The sequence below is a fragment of the Aquabacterium sp. genome (assembly GCF_035476535.1).
Classification (GTDB): domain Bacteria; phylum Pseudomonadota; class Gammaproteobacteria; order Burkholderiales; family Burkholderiaceae_C; genus Pseudaquabacterium.
The window spans coordinates 1-15,500 of the sequence record NZ_DATILJ010000265.1 but is presented as its reverse complement, the minus strand read 5'-3'; the positions used below and the strand labels follow the sequence as shown (position 1 = coordinate 15,500).

The following is a 15,500-nucleotide window of genomic DNA, read 5'->3' as shown; positions in this document are numbered from 1 at the left end:
GTTCGAGGCCTGGATGAAGCTCGAGGTGGCGACGATCTGATGCTGACGCTCCAATCGAGCGCTATCGAAGCGCTGCCGGTGCCGCCGTCGGTGCTGGGTGAATCGCCGTTCTGGCATCCGGACGAGCAGCGGCTGTACTGGGTCGACATTCCCGGCCGGCGCCTGAACGCCTTCGATCCGCGCCGCCAGCAGCACGACCAGTGGGCCTTCGAGACCGAGCCCGGCAGTATCGCGCCGCTGCACGGCGGCGGCCTGCTGATCGCGATGCGCGACGGGCTGTGGCGCTTCGATCCCGAAAGCGGCGTGCGCAGCCGCGTCGCCGATGCACCGTTCGACCCGGCGCTGCAGCGTTTCAACGATGGCAAGGCCGATGCGCAGGGCCGTTTCTGGGTCGGCACGATCGACGACAAGCGTGAGCCGAAAGCGGCGCTATACCGCTATGTGCGCGGCCACGGTGAGCGCCTGGCGGCCGACATCACGGTCAGCAACGGCCTGGGCTTCAGCCCCGATGGCCGCGCGCTGTTCTGGTCGGACACCAAGGCCCACACGATCTATGCCTTCGATGTCGACGGGCACGATGGCAGCCTGAGCCGGCGCCGGGTCTTCAAGCAGTTTCCGCTGCGCGCTGAAGGGCAGCCGTTGGCGGCCTATGGCGGAAGACCGGATGGCGCGGCAGTCGACAGCGAAGGCGCCTACTGGGTCGCGATGTTCGAGGGCCAGCGCCTGCTGCGCCTGTCGCCCGAAGGCGAGGTGTTGGCCGAGCTGCCGCTGCCGGTGCGCTGCCCGACCATGCCCTGCTTCGGCGGCGCGGACCTGAAGACGCTGTACATCACCACCGGCCGCGAGAAGCGCCCGGCCGAGGAACTGGCGCAACAGCCGCTGGCCGGCTGCGTGCTGCACCTGCGCGTGGCGGTGCCGGGACTGCCGGTGTGTTTCGCTCGCTTGTAGTGCGCCTCTAGCCTGGGCTGTCGGCCGGCAGGGGTTTCCACGTATACTCCTGCGGTTTGCCGAAACCGAGCCAGTCCACGAAAGCGCAGACGATGTCCTACCGGCCCATGACAACGCAGGGCCAGCCCAGAGATGCCGACAAGAGCCGGGGCAAGGAGGACAGGTGGCGTGAGGAAGATCGAGACGCAGAAGATTGGGCGGCGAATGACTCTTTCAAGAGGCTGAGTCGAGAGGAAGCAGCCGCCTTGAGGGCGAAAGAGCCGCCGGTTTCACCCTGGCGGGTCATCGTGGTGCAAGCCGCGGTCGGTGTTGTGGCGGCCCTCTTGGGCTTGTTGTTCACCGGGAGGAGCGAGGTGGCGTGGTCGATGCTGTATGGCGCGGCCACCGTGGTGGTGCCGGGGGCCTTGATGGCGCGCGGCATGACCAGTCGACTTTCCAGCGCGGCGCCCGGCCTGTCGGCTGTCAGTGTCCTGTTGTGGGAGTCGGTCAAGATTGTGTTTTCGATCGCGATGCTGGTTGTCGCGAATCGGGTCGTGCAGCCCCTGGTCTGGCCGGCGTTGTTGCTGGCGCTGGTGCTGTGCATCAAGGTTTATGCGGTGGCGCTGCTGTGGCGCGGCCGCGGTCGAGTTGAATTGAGCGAGACGAAGAAACATGGCAGCTGAAGCCCCCGCCGCGGAGCACGGTCCGACCGCTGGTGAATACATCGTTCACCATCTGACCCACGCCCGCAACAAAGAACTGCACGGCCCGGTCGACTTCAGCGTCGTCAGTTGGGATTCGATGTTCTTCGCGATCCTGGTCGGCGTGCTGGGTTGCTTCTTCCTCTGGCGTGCCGCGCGCAAGGCGACTTCCGGCGTGCCGGGCCGCTTCCAGGCCGCCGTCGAAATCCTGTTCGAGATCGTCGATGCGCAGGCCAAGGGCATCGTGCACAACGCCAAGAGCCGCAAGCTGGTCGCGCCGCTGGCGCTGACAGTGTTCGTCTGGATCTTCCTGATGAATGCGATGGACTTGCTGCCGGTCGACCTGCTGCCCTTCCTCTGGGAAAAGGTCGTTGCCGCCAACGGCGGCGACCCGCACCACGCCTATCTGCGTGTCGTGCCGACCGCCGATCTGTCGGTGACGATGGGCCTGTCGGTCTCGGTGCTGATCGTTTGCCTGGTCTACAACGTCAAGATCAAGGGCTTCGGCGGCTGGGTGCATGAGTTGTTCGCGGCGCCCTTCGGCGACCACTGGGCGCTCTACCCGTTCAACTTCGCGATGCAGCTGGTCGAATTCGTCGCCAAGACCGTTTCGCATGGCATGCGGCTGTTCGGCAACATGTACGCCGGCGAGCTGATCTTCCTGCTGATCGCGCTGCTGGGCGGTGCGTGGTCGATGTCGGCACTGGGTATCACGCTGGCCATCGGCCACGTCATCCTCGGCACGGCGTGGGCCATCTTCCACATCCTGATCATCACGCTCCAGGCTTTCGTGTTCATGATGCTGACGCTGGTCTATGTCGGCCAGGCCCATGACACGCATTGACGCGGACCGGTCCACGATCTCGCGGTTTCCTCTTTCCTCTTCCTTTCACACAACCTCAATCCTCTAGGAGTCATCATGGAAGTCATCAGCTTTGTCGCTCTCGCCGCTGGCCTGATCATCGGTCTGGGCGCACTGGGCGCTTGTATCGGCATCGGCATCATGGGCAGCAAGTACCTTGAGTCGGCCGCACGCCAGCCCGAACTGATGGGCGAACTGCAAACCAAGATGTTCCTGCTGGTCGGCCTGATCGACGCATCGTTCATCATCGGCACCGGCGTGGCCCTGTGGTTCGCCACGGCCAACCCGTTCCTGGGCCAGATCGCTGCCGCCATTGCTGCTGCTGCCACCAAGTAATCCGGCTCGTTGTGTGAGGCCTGGGGCGCGCCTACCGCGTCCCCTGCCGTCCATCCCCGTCACCGTGATTGAGGCAAAAACGTGAGCATCACCGGTACCCTCATCGTCCAGATGATCGTGTTCCTGATCCTGGTCTGGTTCACGATGAAGTTCATCTGGCCACCGATCACCGCCGCGCTCGACGAGCGCGCGAAGAAGATCGCTGATGGCCTGTCCGCCGCCGACAAGGCCAAGTCCGACCTGGCCGTGGCCAACCAGCGTGTCGAGCAGCAGCTGTCCGCTGCCCGCGACGACGCGGCCAAACGCCTGGCCGATGCCGAGCGCCTGGCGCAGCAACTGGTCGAAGAAGCCAAGTCGCGCGCCACCGACGAAGGCGCGAAGATCATCGCTGCCGCCAAGGCCGAAGCCGAGCAGGAAGCCGTGAAGGCGCGTGAAGCGCTGCGCGAGCAAGTGGCAGGTCTGGCCGTCAAGGGCGCGGAGCAGATCCTGCGCCGCGAAGTCAACGCCGGCGTGCACGCTGAGCTGTTGGGTCGCCTGAAGGCGGAACTCTGATCATGGCCGAGCTCGCCACGATCGCCCGCCCGTACGCCGAAGCCTTGTTCAAGTCGGCTGGCAGCCAGGCTGCCACGCTGGCCGAGCAACTGACCACGCTGGGCTCGGTTGCCGGCAATCCGGCGCTGCGCCAGTTCGCCGACAACCCCAAGGTCGCTGCGCCCCAGGTGTTCGAGGTGATCACCGGCGTGGCCAAGACCGCGCTCGACAGCAAGGTCAGCAACCTGCTGCAAGCGGTGATCGAGAACGGCCGCCTGGCCGCGCTGCCTGAGATCGCTGCGCAGTTCAAGGCGCTGGTCAATGCGCAATCGGGCAGCTCGGACGCCATCGTCTATAGCGCTTATGCGATCGACGATGCGGCGCTGGCCGATGTGGTCGCCTCGCTCGAAAAGCGCTTCGGCCGCAAGCTCAATGTCCGCGTCGAGATCGACGCCGAGCTGATCGGCGGCATCCGCGTGGTGGTCGGCGACGAGGTGCTCGACACCTCGGTCAAGGCCCGTCTCGAACAAATGAAGGTCGCGCTGACCGCGTGACGCGTTATTAACGCGGCCCGCTGTCGCAGGAGAAAGCTATGCAACTGAATCCCGCTGAGATTTCCGAACTGATCAAGAGCCGCATCGAGGGTCTTGGCGCTTCGGCTGACATCAAGAACCAGGGCACTGTCGTGTCCGTCACCGACGGCATCGTGCGTGTGCATGGCCTGTCGGACGTGATGGCCGGCGAAATGCTGGAGTTCCCGCCCACCGCCAGCGGCCAGCCGACCTACGGCCTGGCGCTGAACCTCGAGCGCGACTCGGTCGGCTCGGTGATCCTGGGCGAGTACGAGCACATCTCCGAAGGCGATACCGTCAAGTGCACGGGCCGCATCCTGGAAGTGCCGGTCGGCCCCGAGCTGATCGGCCGCGTCGTCAACGCACTGGGCCAGCCGATCGACGGCAAGGGTCCGGTCAACGCCAAGATGACCGACGTGATCGAGAAGGTCGCCCCGGGCGTGATCGCGCGCCAGTCGGTGAGCCAGCCGGTGCAGACCGGTCTGAAATCCATCGACTCGATGGTGCCGATCGGCCGCGGCCAGCGCGAGCTGATCATCGGCGACCGCCAGACCGGCAAGACCGCGGTGGCGATCGACACGATCATCAACCAGAAGGGTCAGAACATGACCTGCGTCTACGTTGCGATCGGCCAGAAAGCCTCGTCGATCAAGAACGTGGTGCGCGCACTGGAAGCCAACGGCGCGATGGACTACACCATCGTCGTCGCAGCCTCGGCCTCCGAATCGGCGGCGATGCAGTACGTCTCGGCCTATTCGGGCTGCACGATGGGTGAGTACTTCCGCGACCGCGGCCAAGATGCGCTGATCATCTATGACGACCTGTCCAAACAGGCCGTCGCGTATCGCCAGGTCTCGCTGCTGCTGCGCCGCCCGCCGGGCCGTGAAGCTTTCCCCGGCGACGTGTTTTATCTCCACAGCCGCCTGCTCGAGCGCGCCGCGCGCGTGAACGCCGACTACGTCGAGAAGTTCACCAAGGGCGAAGTCAAGGGCAAGACCGGTTCGCTGACCGCACTGCCGATCATCGAGACCCAGGCCGGCGACGTGTCGGCCTTCGTGCCGACCAACGTGATCTCGATCACCGACGGCCAGATCTTCCTGGAAACCGCGCTGTTCAACGCCGGCATCCGCCCCGCCATCAACGCTGGTATCTCGGTGTCGCGGGTCGGTGGTGCGGCGCAGACCAAGCTGATCAAGGGCCTGTCCGGCGGTATCCGTACCGACCTGGCGCAGTACCGTGAACTGGCGGCGTTCGCGCAGTTCGCCTCCGACCTGGACGAAGCCACCCGCAAGCAGCTGGACCGCGGTGCCCGCGTGACCGAACTGCTCAAGCAGGCCCAGTACTCGCCGCTGCCGATCAGCCTGATGGGCGCGACACTGTTCGCGGTCAACAAGGGCTTCATGGACAACGTCGAGGTCAAGAAGATCCTGGCCTTCGAACACGGCCTGCACCAGCACCTGAAGTCCAGCCATGCGGCGCTGCTGGCCAAGCTGGAGAACGACAAGGCGATGGACAAGGGCGCCGAGGAAGAGCTGACGGCTGCCATCACGGCATTCAAGAAGTCGTTTGCTTAATCTGGCCCGCCACAAGGAGCATCGCCATGGCGGTCGGTAAAGAGATACGCGGCAAGATCAAGAGCTTCGAGAACACGAAGAAGATCACCAAGGCCATGGAAATGGTCTCGGCCTCGAAGATGCGCAAGGCGCAGGAACGCATGCGTGCGGCCCGGCCTTACGCCGACAAGATCCGCAACATCACGGCCAATCTGTCGCTGGCCAACCCCGAGTACAAGTCGGCCTATCTGCGCACCGGTGGCACGTCCAAGGTCAGCGGCTTCATCGTCGTCACCACGGACAAGGGCCTGTGCGGCGGCCTGAACACCAATGTGCTGCGGGCGGTCACCAACAAGATGCGCGACCTGCAGACGGCGGGTGGCAGCGCGCAGGCGGTGGCCATCGGCAACAAGGGTTTCGGCTTCCTGAACCGCATTGGCGCCAAGGTCATCAGCCATGTCACGCAACTGGGCGACGCGCCGCAGCTGGACAAGCTGATCGGCCCGGTCAAGGTCATGCTCGATGCCTTCGTCGAAGGCAAGGTCGACGCGGTCTACCTCTGCTACACCAAGTTCATCAACACGATGAAGCAGGAGCCGATGGTCGAGCAGCTGTTGCCGCTGGCCGCTGATCGCCTGCAGCAGACGGCCGCCGAGAAGGCGCAGTACGGCTGGGACTACATCTACGAGCCCGATGCCGCGACGGTGATCGAGGACCTGCTCACGCGCTACATCGAAGCACTGGTCTACCAGGCGGTGGCCGAGAACATGGCCTCGGAGCAATCCGCCCGCATGGTGGCGATGAAGGCCGCCACCGACAACGCCGGCAACCTGATCGCCGAGCTGAAGCTGGTCTACAACAAGACCCGCCAAGCCGCGATCACCAAGGAACTGTCCGAAATCGTGAGCGGAGCAGCAGCCATCAGTGGCTGATGTGAACTCACGATTCGGTGAAGGCTAACTTGAGCGGAGCGAAAGTTAAGTGAGCAACGCGAACGGCCGGAACCAAATCGTCAGCGGCGCGGCCGCCATCAGCGGCTAACGCGCCAAAGCGCCGGCCGCACGCAACGAATACTGTTTGAAGGATTGAAAAAATGGCTAACACGCAAGCACAAGGCAAGATCGTCCAGTGCATCGGCGCCGTGGTGGACGTCGAGTTCCCGCGCGACAGGATGCCGCGTGTGTACGACGCGCTGAAGCTCGAAGGCTCGGCGCTGACGCTGGAAGTGCAGCAACAGCTGGGCGACGGCGTGGTGCGCACGATTGCGCTGGGCTCGTCCGACGGCCTGCGCCGCGGGCTGATGGTCAGCAACACCGGCGCGGCCATCACCGTGCCGGTCGGCAAGGCCACACTGGGCCGCATCATGGACGTGCTGGGTTCGCCGATCGATGAGCGCGGCCCGGTCGACCAGACGCTGACCGCGTCGATCCACCGCAAGGCCCCGACCTATGACGAGCTGAGCCCGTCGCAGGAACTGCTGGAAACCGGCATCAAGGTGATCGACTTGATCTGCCCGTTCGCCAAGGGCGGCAAGGTGGGTCTGTTCGGCGGCGCCGGTGTCGGCAAGACCGTGAACATGATGGAGTTGATCAACAACATCGCCAAGGCCCACTCGGGCTTGTCGGTGTTCGCCGGCGTCGGTGAGCGCACCCGCGAAGGCAACGACTTCTATCACGAGATGGCCGAATCGGGCGTCGTGAATCTGGAGAACCTGGGCGAGTCCAAGGTGTCCATGGTCTACGGCCAGATGAACGAGCCCCCGGGCAACCGCCTGCGCGTGGCGCTGACCGGCCTGACCATTGCCGAGTCGTTCCGCGACGAAGGCCGCGACGTGCTGTTCTTCGTCGACAACATCTACCGCTACACGCTGGCCGGTACCGAAGTGTCCGCACTGCTGGGCCGCATGCCGTCCGCGGTGGGCTACCAGCCGACACTGGCCGAAGAAATGGGCCGCCTGCAAGAGCGCATCACCTCGACCAAGGTCGGCTCGATCACCTCGATTCAGGCCGTGTACGTGCCGGCCGATGACTTGACCGACCCGTCGCCCGCCACCACCTTCGCGCACTTGGACGCCACCGTCGTGCTGTCGCGCGACATCGCGTCGCTGGGCATCTACCCGGCGGTGGATCCGCTGGACTCGAACAGCCGCCAGGTCGATCCCAACGTCGTCGGTGAAGAGCACTACAACACCACGCGTGCGGTTCAGTCGACGCTGCAGCGCTACAAGGAACTGCGCGACATCATCGCGATTCTCGGCATGGACGAGCTGTCGCCGGAAGACAAGCTGGCCGTGGCCCGCGCGCGCAAGATCCAGCGCTTCCTGTCGCAGCCCTTCCACGTCGCCGAAGTGTTCACCGGCTCGCCCGGCAAGTACGTGCCGCTGAAGGAAACCATCCGCGGCTTCAAGATGATCGTCGCCGGTGAATGCGATCACTTGCCTGAACAAGCTTTCTACATGGTCGGCACGATCGACGAGGCCTTCGAGAAGGCCAAGAAGATCAATTGATGGCCCCCCCCCGATGCGCCTTCGGCGCCTCCCCCCCAGGGGGGCACCACCAGCGGCCCGGCAAAGCCGGTTCCGCGTTGGCTGCTGAGCTAACCCGCCTGCGCGGCGGAGTGGAGTACTGATATGGCAACCATTCACGTCGATGTGGTCAGCGCCGAAGCGAGCATCTTCTCCGGCGAGGCGAAGTTCGTCGCGCTGCCCGGCGAGAACGGCGAGCTCGGCATCCTGCCGCGCCACACGCCGCTGATCACCCGCATCCGTCCCGGTGCGGTGCGCATCGAGCGCGCCGACACCGGCGAAGAAGAGTTCGTCTTCGTCGCCGGCGGCATCCTCGAAGTGCAACCCGGTACCGTGACGGTGCTGGCCGACACGGCGATCCGCGGCCATGACCTTGACGAGGCCAAGGCCAACGAAGCGAAGAAGCTGGCCGAAGAGGCGATGAAGAACGCCAAGACCGACATCGACTTTGCCCGCGCGCAGAGCGAGTTCGCGATGATGGCGGCGCAGATCGCGGCCATCACCAAGCTGCGCAAGAAGTAAGCTCTCTGCGCCCTCCAGGCAACGCCCGCCGCAACCCGGCGGGCGTTGCCGTTTCTGAGTGACACTGCACCGGCTGGCAACGGAGTGATCACGCATGGGCAAGAAGCAAGACAAGGCCGATCCTGGCAGCAAGGCGAGCAAAGCTGGCAAGGTCGGCAAGGCCGAATACCTTGAAAAGCTGGGTGCGCTGGAACTTGAACTGAACGCCATGGCCCGCTGGCTGCGGCACACCGGCCGGCGCGTGCTGGTGCTGATCGAAGGGCGTGACACGGCGGGCAAGGGCGGCGTGATCGCGGCGATCGCCGACACGCTGAACCCACGCCAGTGCCGCGCGGTGGCCCTGCCCAAACCCAGTGACCGCGAGCGCACGCAGTGGTACTTCCAGCGCTATGTGTCGCACCTGCCGGCGGCCGGCGAGATCGTGCTGTTCGATCGCAGCTGGTACAACCGCGCCGGCGTCGAGCGGGTGATGGGCTACTGCAGTGCCATCGAAGTGGCCGGTTTTCTGCAGCAGGCGCCGGTGTTCGAACGCCTGCTGGTCGACGACGGTGTGCTGCTGTTCAAGTACTGGCTCACCGTCGACCAGGAGAAGCAGGAAGAGCGCTTCGCCGAGCGGCGGGAAGATCCGCTCAAGCGCTGGAAGCTCTCGCCGATCGACCTCGAAGCCCGGCAAAAGTACGCCGACTATGGCCGCGCCCGCGACCAGATGCTCAAGGCCACGCACACCGAGCATGCACCCTGGACCCTGGTGGACTTCAACGACCAGCGGCGTGGCCGGCTGAGCTTGATCCGCCACCTGCTGGACCACCTGCCCGACACGGCAGTGCCCGAGGTCTTGCTCGACCTGCCGCCGCTGGGTCACCCGCCTTTGAAGGAGCGCTTCAAGGGGCCGCTGAAGCCGATCTGAAGCCACACCGCGCAGTAGACGCCCCCCGACCATGAGTCTGTTGAAGCAGGCCCTGCGTGCCGGCCTGTCGCCGGTGCGGCTCGCCGATGGCGCCGCCACGCAGCAACTGGTGATCGCCGGGGCGGCCGGCCCCTTGGGCGCGGCTGTGCTGGAGCAAGCGCTGGGGCAAGGCCAGTGGGGGGCTGTCTCTGCGCTGGTGACGCAACCACTGGAAGTAGCCTTGCGCGGCTTGGTCGCGGTGCAGGTCGGCGCGGAGCTGAGCCCTGCCGCGGCGTTTGCGAAGCCCCCCGACACCGCCATCGTCGTGTTCGACCGCGAGCGCTCGTTCCACGGGCGCGAGGCTGCTTTCCTGCGGCCGCAGCCGGACCGCTTGGCGGCGTTGGCGCGCTGGCTGCAAGCCCAAGGCGTGCAGCGGCTGGTGCTGGTGATGCCGCATGCGCCGTCGCTGCTGCCGCAGGCGCTGAAGGCCGGCCTGGCATCGCTGGACGAGCAGGCGGTGGCCGCGCTGGGTTTCGCGCAGTTCGTCATCGTGCGGCCCACACGCTTGGGGGCCGGCGCTGAAGCTGAGGGCCTGACAACGAACTGGCCTCACGCGATGTTGTCGCGGCTGGCCGCAGGCCTCCTGGCGCAGCTGCGCTGGATGGTGCCGCAGCGTGACCAGCCGCTGCGGGCCAGCAAGGTGGCGCAGTTCGTCATCGCGCTGGCACAGGCCCTGCCGCAATGGCCCACGGGGACCCGCGTTGCCCCGCCGGAACTGCTGTGGGACTGGGCCCAGCCCGGCGGCGGTGAGCCGGTGCTGCAGGCCTGGCTGCGCGACGGCCGGTGGTCGGCCGCGGTGCAGCCGGCGCAGCGCTGGTAGATCAGGCCCGGCTCAGGCGTCGAACGCGCCGACCACCGTGCGCCGCGCCGCCGGCCGCGCGCGTTCCTGCAACTCCTGCAGCAGCGCCGCGAAATAGGCCAGCGACGGCGTCGGTTTGCCCGGCTCCTTGGCGGCATCGTCCCAGCGCCGCAGCATCACGGCTTGTGGCGAGAAGCTTTCGTTCTCGAAGCGCTGGCACTCGTCGTCGGCCATCGCGCCGCCTTGCAGGTCCAGCGACAGCAGCGAGGCCGGCGACAGCGTGGCCTGGTAGGCCGGCTCGGTGGCCACCAGGTAGCGCTTGGCCGCGACATGCAGACGAATCGGCTCCAGCACCTCGGGCCCGAAAGCGGCGGCCAGCCAGGGCAGCGCACGCAGCTGGTGCTGGTTGTCGCTGCGATCGTCGCCGATGGCACCGCCCTCATCGAAGTCGCCGATGTCGTGCAGCAACGCCGCGGCCACCAGCGGCAGGTCGGCGCCGGCCCACTCGGCCAACTGGGCACTCTGCAGCGCGTGTTCCAGCGCGCTCACCGATTCACGCCGCCCTCCGTCGTAGGGCTGGCTGCCGTGACGCTCGAACAGGTCCAGGATGCGCTCGATGACCTCGGCGCCGGTGATCTGCGATTCCATGCGGTGCTGCTCCAATCGGGTTTCCGATCGACCATAGCATGGGGTCGTGACGTCGGCGTTGACCTCGGACAAGACCCGCCGGGCGCGATAATTCGCACCATGTACGCGCCGCTTCAGAACGACACTTTCCTGCGCGCCTGCCTGCGCCAGCCCACCGACTACACGCCGCTGTGGCTGATGCGACAGGCCGGTCGCTATCTGCCGGAGTACCGGGCCACGCGCGCGCAAGCCGGCAGCTTCATGGGCCTGGCCACGCAGCCGGACTACGCCACCGAGGTCACGCTGCAGCCGCTGGAGCGCTACGCACTCGACGCGGCGATCCTGTTCTCCGACATCCTGACCGTGCCCGATGCGATGGGCCTGGGCCTGTCCTTCGCCGCCGGCGAGGGCCCGCGCTTTGCACACCCGCTGCGCGACGAGGCCGCGGTCGCCGCGCTGCAAGTACCGGATCTCGACAAGCTGCGCTACGTGTTCGACGCCGTCACGTCCATCCGCAAGGCCTTGAACGGCCGCGTGCCGCTGATCGGCTTCTCCGGCAGCCCGTGGACGCTGGCCTGCTACATGGTCGAAGGCGCCGGCTCGGACGACTACCGGCTGGTCAAGACCCTGCTCTACAGCCGGCCCGACCTGATGCACCGCATCCTGGCCATCAATGCCGACGCGGTGGCGGCCTACCTGAACGCCCAGATCGAAGCCGGCGCGCAGGCGGTGATGGTCTTCGATTCCTGGGGCGGCGTGCTCGAGCACCGGGCCTTCCAGCAGTTCAGCCTGGCCTACACGCAGCGCGTGGTCTCGCAGTTGAAGCGTGAGAACGAGGGCCAGCGTGTGCCCTGCATTGTCTTCACCAAGGGCGGCGGCCTCTGGCTGGAGCAGATTGCCGCCACCGGGGCCGACGTGGTGGGGCTGGACTGGACCTGCGACCTCGGCGCCGCGCGCGCGCGCATCGACGACCGTGTCGCGCTGCAGGGCAACCTCGATCCGATGGTGCTGTTCGCGTCACCCGACGCGGTGGCCGCCGAAGCCCGCGCGGTGCTGGACAGCTTCGGCCGCGCTCAGCGCGCCGATGGCCGCTTCGGCGGCCATGTCTTCAACCTCGGCCATGGCATCAACCAGCACACCCCGACTGAGCATGTGCAGGCCCTGGTCGAGACCGTTCATGCCCACTCGCGCACGCTGCGACAAGCGGGTTGACCCGCATTTCTTTTTGAGGGCATGCGCAAGGGTGAGTGAGTGCTCAGGGCTTGACTTATCCCCAAAATGTCGATCCCGTGAAACTGGCCGCCGCGAGTGTGCAATGCACCATGAGATATTGCGCAAACTCGTGCCAAGTGCTTGATTCATAACAAATTTCCGCCACTGCTGCAGGAATGGGCAATCCAGCGCGAACGCCGACAGATCAAGCACTTAGCGCATCCGTGGGCAGCTTTCCCACAAAGTTATCCACAGAAGTCGGGGACAGATTGAAAACTCGTTTCCAATCATGAACTTAGCGGCTTTTCTTGATGTGGATGCGAGTTTTCGGCGCCAAACTGCAGAGGCCGGCGCTTGACATCGCCGGTGCGCGTGCGGGTGCTTGTCGAGACACCGCAGCACAGCGGGCTGGTCGGCCCGCTGGATTACCTCAGCGAGCGCCCGCTCATGCCGGGCACCTTGGTGCGTGTGCCGCTGGGCCGGCGCGAGGTGCTGGGCATCAGCTGGCACGACCGGGCGGCGCCGGATCAGGCGCCACCGGAAGCGGCGGTGCTGCGCCCGGTGGCCGGTGTGTTCGAGGGCCTCGCCCCCTTGCCGTCACCGTGGCTGGCGCTGGTGGACTTTGCCGCCGCCTACTACCAGCGCGGCCTCGGTGAATTGGCGCTGGCGGTGCTGCCGCCCGAACTGCGCAAGATCGATGCACCGGGCCTGGCCAAGCGCCAGGCGCGCCTGCTGAAAAAGCTGCAGCGCGAGGGCACCGCACCGGCCCTGCCGGCGCAAGCCGACGCGCCGTCGCGGCCGGCACTGGGCCCTGAACAGCAGCAGGCGCTGGCGGCGTTCGACAGCGCGCTGGCCGAAGCCCGGCCCCTGCCGCTGCTGCTGCACGGCGTCACCGGCAGCGGCAAGACCGAGGTCTACTTGCGCGCCGCCGAGCAGGTGCTGGCGGCCGGCCGGCAGGCGCTGGTGCTGGTGCCCGAGATCAACCTGACGCCGCAGCTCGAGCGCCGCTTCACCGAACGTTTCCCCGGCCGCCGGCTGGTCGCCATGCACAGCGGGCTGACGCCGGTGCAGCGCCTGTCGCACTGGCTCACCGCGCTGCTGGGCCAGGCCGACATCGTGCTGGGCACGCGCATGTCGGTGTTCGCGCCGTTGCCGCGGCTGGGCCTGATCGTCGTCGACGAAGAGCACGACCCGTCCTACAAGCAGCAGGAAGGTGCGCGCTACTCGGCGCGCGACCTGGCGGTCTACCGCGGCCACCTGGAGCGCGTGCCGGTGATCCTGGGCTCGGCAACGCCGGCACTGGAAAGTTGGCAGCGCGCACTGGACGGTCGCTACCGGCGGCTGGAGATGGCGCAGCGCATCGGCGGCGGCGTGCTGCCGCGCGTGCGCCTGTTCGACATGGGCGTGCTGCCGCGTGAAAGGAGCGGCCCCGGGAACAGCCAGGTGCCGGTGCTGGCGCCGCCGGTGCTGCAGAGCCTGCGCGAGCGCATCCAACGCGGCGAACAAAGCCTGGTGTTCCTGAACCGGCGCGGTTATGCGCCGGTGCTGCACTGCGCCGATTGCGGCTGGAAAAGCGGCTGCCCGCATTGCAGCGCCTGGCGCGTGTTCCACAAGGGCGAACGCACATTGCGCTGTCACCACTGCGGTTTCACCGAGCGCGTGCCGCGCGCCTGCCCCGATTGCGGCAACCTCGACATCGCACCGATCGGCCGCGGCACCGAGAAGCTCGAAGAACAGCTGGCCGAACTGCTGCCCGGCGCCCGCATCGCGCGGCTCGATGCCGACACCGCGCGCGGCAAGGGTCAGCTCGAAAGCCGCCTGGCCGAGGTGCATGCCGGCGAGGTGGACATCCTGGTCGGCACGCAGATGGTGACCAAGGGCCACGACTTCCGCCGCATCACGCTGGTGGTGGCGATGAACCCGGACAGCGCGCTGTTCGCCAGCGACTTCCGCGCGCCCGAGCGGCTGTTCGCGCTGCTGATGCAAGCCGGTGGCCGCGCCGGGCGCGATGCCGAAGCGGCCGAGCGCAGCGAGATGTGGGTGCAGACCTGGCATCCCCAACATGCGTTGTACGCGGCCCTGAAAACGCATGATTTCGCCGCCTTCGCCGCCAGTCAGCTGGCCGAACGCCGCAGCGCCGGCCTGCCGCCCTTCAGCCACCTGGCGCTGTTGCGCGCCGAGGCGAAGGATGTCGCGGTGGCCACCGCCTTCCTGCGCGCCGCGGCCGAGTGCGCCGCCCGGCTGGCCGGCGCCGACGAGGTGACCGTCTACCCGCCAGTGCCGCCGTCGGTCTCGAAAGTGGCCGGCATCGAGCGCATGCAGATGCTGGTGGAATCGCCCTCGCGCATGCGCCTGCAGCGCTTGCTCAGCGACTGGCTGGCGCAGCTGCACGCACTGCGCCCGCAGCACAAAGGGCTGGCGCGCTGGGCCATCGACGTGGACCCCCTCGCGATCTGAACTTGGCGCTCAGGCGGGGTTCACGCCGAACAACCAGGCCAGCGCGCTGAAGCTGACAAAGGCCAGCGCGGTCGACGTCATGATGATGCGGGCGATGCGGCCGTTGTCGGCACCGTAGCGTTCAGCCAGCAGCGAGACATTGCTGGCGCTGGGCAGCGCGGCGGCCAGCGTCATCACCATCAGCTGGAAGCTCGACAGCGGCGCGCCGAGCTGGCGTGCCGCCGCGCCCAGCGCCAGCACCAGCAGCGGGTGCACGAACAGCTTGATCAGCGCCACCGGCACGAAGCGGCTGGGTGGCGTGCGGGTGTGCACATGCTGGGCGGCGCGGTGCAGTACCGCGCCGATCGTGAACAGCGCCACCGGGCTGGCCGCGTCGGCCAGCATGCGCACCACCACGTCGACCGGGCCGCTGGTCTGGAAGCCCGACACCGAACACAGCGCGCCCAGCGCAATCGACCAGGGCAGCGGGTTCGACAGCGCGCCGCGCAACGCCCGCAGCACCGCCGTGCGCGCGCCATGTTCGGCCGCGCCATGGGCCTGGGCCAGCGCAATGCACAACGAGCTGGTGAAGAACAGATCGGCCAGCACGGTGCAGATCACCGGCCCGGCGGCAGTGGGCCCGAGCAGCGCCACCAGCAGCGGCACGCCCATGAAGCCGGTGTTCGGGAAGGCAGCGACCAGCGCGCCGAAAGCGGCGTCCTTCAGGCCCACCGGTTCTTTCAGCGTCACGGCGATCGTGAAGAACACGATCATCAGCGCACACACCAGGTAGACCAGCAGGACCGACGGGTTCAGCAGCTGCAGCACCGGTGTGTTCATGCCGAAGCGGAACAGCAGGCAGGGCAGCGAAAAATACAGCACGAAGGCGTTCAGCCCCGGGATCGCCGATTCGGGCAGCACATGCCGGCGCGCCGCGAGGTAACCCGCCAGC

General features: G+C 66.8%; 16 protein-coding genes. 14 read left to right on the top strand and 2 right to left on the bottom strand.

Going from position 1 to position 15,500, the window contains the following annotated elements; all coding sequences use genetic code 11:
* Nucleotides 1-39 precede the first annotated feature (39 nt).
* The 12 genes from VLK61_RS26500 to VLK61_RS26445 all read left to right on the top strand — a co-directional run bounded on the left by VLK61_RS26500 (nt 40) and on the right by VLK61_RS26445 (nt 10,294).
* Nucleotides 40-948, top strand: coding sequence for an SMP-30/gluconolactonase/LRE family protein (locus VLK61_RS26500; protein ID WP_325425671.1), 909 nt, complete (start codon nt 40-42; stop codon nt 946-948).
* Between the two features lie 92 nt (nt 949-1,040).
* A complete protein-coding gene (locus VLK61_RS26495; RefSeq protein WP_325425667.1) occupies nt 1,041-1,610 on the top strand; it encodes an ATP synthase subunit I in 570 nt (189 codons plus the stop codon).
* Entirely contained in the window at nt 1,600-2,472 is an 873-nt protein-coding gene (gene atpB / locus VLK61_RS26490; RefSeq protein WP_325425665.1) for a F0F1 ATP synthase subunit A, read from the top strand. Before VLK61_RS26495 ends, atpB begins: the two co-directional genes overlap by 11 nt.
* A gap of 75 nt (nt 2,473-2,547) precedes the next feature.
* Nucleotides 2,548-2,826, top strand: a complete 279-nt coding sequence (gene atpE, locus VLK61_RS26485) for a F0F1 ATP synthase subunit C (RefSeq protein ID WP_414636870.1) — start codon at nt 2,548-2,550, stop codon at nt 2,824-2,826.
* 81 nt (nt 2,827-2,907) lie between these two features.
* Nucleotides 2,908-3,378, top strand: coding sequence for a F0F1 ATP synthase subunit B (locus VLK61_RS26480; RefSeq protein ID WP_325425663.1), 471 nt, complete (start codon nt 2,908-2,910; stop codon nt 3,376-3,378).
* A gap of 2 nt (nt 3,379-3,380) precedes the next feature.
* Nucleotides 3,381-3,911 carry a F0F1 ATP synthase subunit delta gene (locus VLK61_RS26475; protein ID WP_325425660.1) on the top strand — a complete coding sequence of 177 codons (531 nt, stop codon included), beginning with the start codon at nt 3,381-3,383 and terminating at the stop codon, nt 3,909-3,911.
* A gap of 38 nt (nt 3,912-3,949) precedes the next feature.
* The gene (gene atpA, locus VLK61_RS26470) at nt 3,950-5,503 is read left to right on the top strand and encodes a F0F1 ATP synthase subunit alpha (protein ID WP_325425658.1); all 1,554 of its coding nucleotides are present in this window, start codon (nt 3,950-3,952) and stop codon (nt 5,501-5,503) included.
* A gap of 26 nt (nt 5,504-5,529) precedes the next feature.
* Nucleotides 5,530-6,414: a F0F1 ATP synthase subunit gamma gene (atpG, locus tag VLK61_RS26465; RefSeq protein WP_325425656.1), complete on the top strand. Its 885-nt coding sequence runs from the start codon at nt 5,530-5,532 to the stop codon at nt 6,412-6,414.
* A gap of 161 nt (nt 6,415-6,575) precedes the next feature.
* Nucleotides 6,576-7,988 (top strand): F0F1 ATP synthase subunit beta, encoded by a 1,413-nt coding sequence (atpD, locus tag VLK61_RS26460; protein WP_325425654.1) that lies wholly within the window; start codon nt 6,576-6,578, stop codon nt 7,986-7,988.
* 123 nt (nt 7,989-8,111) lie between these two features.
* Nucleotides 8,112-8,528, top strand: coding sequence for a F0F1 ATP synthase subunit epsilon (locus VLK61_RS26455; protein WP_325425652.1), 417 nt, complete (start codon nt 8,112-8,114; stop codon nt 8,526-8,528).
* Between the two features lie 94 nt (nt 8,529-8,622).
* Nucleotides 8,623-9,435, top strand: a complete 813-nt coding sequence (gene ppk2 / locus VLK61_RS26450) for a polyphosphate kinase 2 (protein ID WP_325425650.1) — start codon at nt 8,623-8,625, stop codon at nt 9,433-9,435.
* A gap of 31 nt (nt 9,436-9,466) precedes the next feature.
* Complete coding sequence (locus tag VLK61_RS26445) at nt 9,467-10,294, top strand: hypothetical protein (RefSeq protein WP_325425648.1); 828 nt, start codon at nt 9,467-9,469, stop codon at nt 10,292-10,294.
* Nucleotides 10,295-10,306: 12 nt separating this feature from the next.
* Here the strand turns inward: VLK61_RS26445 and VLK61_RS26440 are convergent, their stop codons facing one another.
* Nucleotides 10,307-10,921: an HD domain-containing protein gene (locus VLK61_RS26440; RefSeq protein ID WP_325425645.1), complete on the bottom strand. Its 615-nt coding sequence runs from the start codon at nt 10,919-10,921 to the stop codon at nt 10,307-10,309.
* A 99-nt stretch (nt 10,922-11,020) separates the two neighbouring features.
* Between VLK61_RS26440 and hemE the strand changes: the two genes are divergently transcribed.
* A complete protein-coding gene (hemE, locus tag VLK61_RS26435; protein WP_325425642.1) occupies nt 11,021-12,112 on the top strand; it encodes a uroporphyrinogen decarboxylase in 1,092 nt (363 codons plus the stop codon).
* Between the two features lie 354 nt (nt 12,113-12,466).
* A complete protein-coding gene (locus tag VLK61_RS26430) occupies nt 12,467-14,569 on the top strand; it encodes a primosomal protein N' (RefSeq protein ID WP_325425639.1) in 2,103 nt (700 codons plus the stop codon).
* Between the two features lie 9 nt (nt 14,570-14,578).
* Here the strand turns inward: VLK61_RS26430 and VLK61_RS26425 are convergent, their stop codons facing one another.
* Nucleotides 14,579-15,499 carry an AEC family transporter gene (locus VLK61_RS26425; RefSeq protein ID WP_325425637.1) on the bottom strand — a complete coding sequence of 307 codons (921 nt, stop codon included), beginning with the start codon at nt 15,497-15,499 and terminating at the stop codon, nt 14,579-14,581.
* Nucleotide 15,500: the final 1 nt, after the last annotated feature.

What these genes read in the sequence shown, in the direction of transcription:
- VLK61_RS26500 (WP_325425671.1), top strand. Translation starts at nt 40, where the DNA reads ATGCTGACGCTCCAATCGAGCGCTATCGAAGCGCTGCCGGTGCCGCCG.
- atpD (WP_325425654.1), top strand. Translation starts at nt 6,576, where the DNA reads ATGGCTAACACGCAAGCACAAGGCAAGATCGTCCAGTGCATCGGCGCC.
- ppk2 (WP_325425650.1), top strand. Translation starts at nt 8,623, where the DNA reads ATGGGCAAGAAGCAAGACAAGGCCGATCCTGGCAGCAAGGCGAGCAAA.
- atpE (WP_414636870.1), top strand. Translation starts at nt 2,548, where the DNA reads ATGGAAGTCATCAGCTTTGTCGCTCTCGCCGCTGGCCTGATCATCGGT.
- VLK61_RS26475 (WP_325425660.1), top strand. Translation starts at nt 3,381, where the DNA reads ATGGCCGAGCTCGCCACGATCGCCCGCCCGTACGCCGAAGCCTTGTTC.
- VLK61_RS26455 (WP_325425652.1), top strand. Translation starts at nt 8,112, where the DNA reads ATGGCAACCATTCACGTCGATGTGGTCAGCGCCGAAGCGAGCATCTTC.
- atpG (WP_325425656.1), top strand. Translation starts at nt 5,530, where the DNA reads ATGGCGGTCGGTAAAGAGATACGCGGCAAGATCAAGAGCTTCGAGAAC.
- hemE (WP_325425642.1), top strand. Translation starts at nt 11,021, where the DNA reads ATGTACGCGCCGCTTCAGAACGACACTTTCCTGCGCGCCTGCCTGCGC.
- atpA (WP_325425658.1), top strand. Translation starts at nt 3,950, where the DNA reads ATGCAACTGAATCCCGCTGAGATTTCCGAACTGATCAAGAGCCGCATC.
- VLK61_RS26440 (WP_325425645.1), bottom strand. Translation starts at nt 10,921, where the DNA reads ATGGAATCGCAGATCACCGGCGCCGAGGTCATCGAGCGCATCCTGGAC.
- VLK61_RS26495 (WP_325425667.1), top strand. Translation starts at nt 1,041, where the DNA reads ATGTCCTACCGGCCCATGACAACGCAGGGCCAGCCCAGAGATGCCGAC.
- atpB (WP_325425665.1), top strand. Translation starts at nt 1,600, where the DNA reads ATGGCAGCTGAAGCCCCCGCCGCGGAGCACGGTCCGACCGCTGGTGAA.
- VLK61_RS26445 (WP_325425648.1), top strand. Translation starts at nt 9,467, where the DNA reads ATGAGTCTGTTGAAGCAGGCCCTGCGTGCCGGCCTGTCGCCGGTGCGG.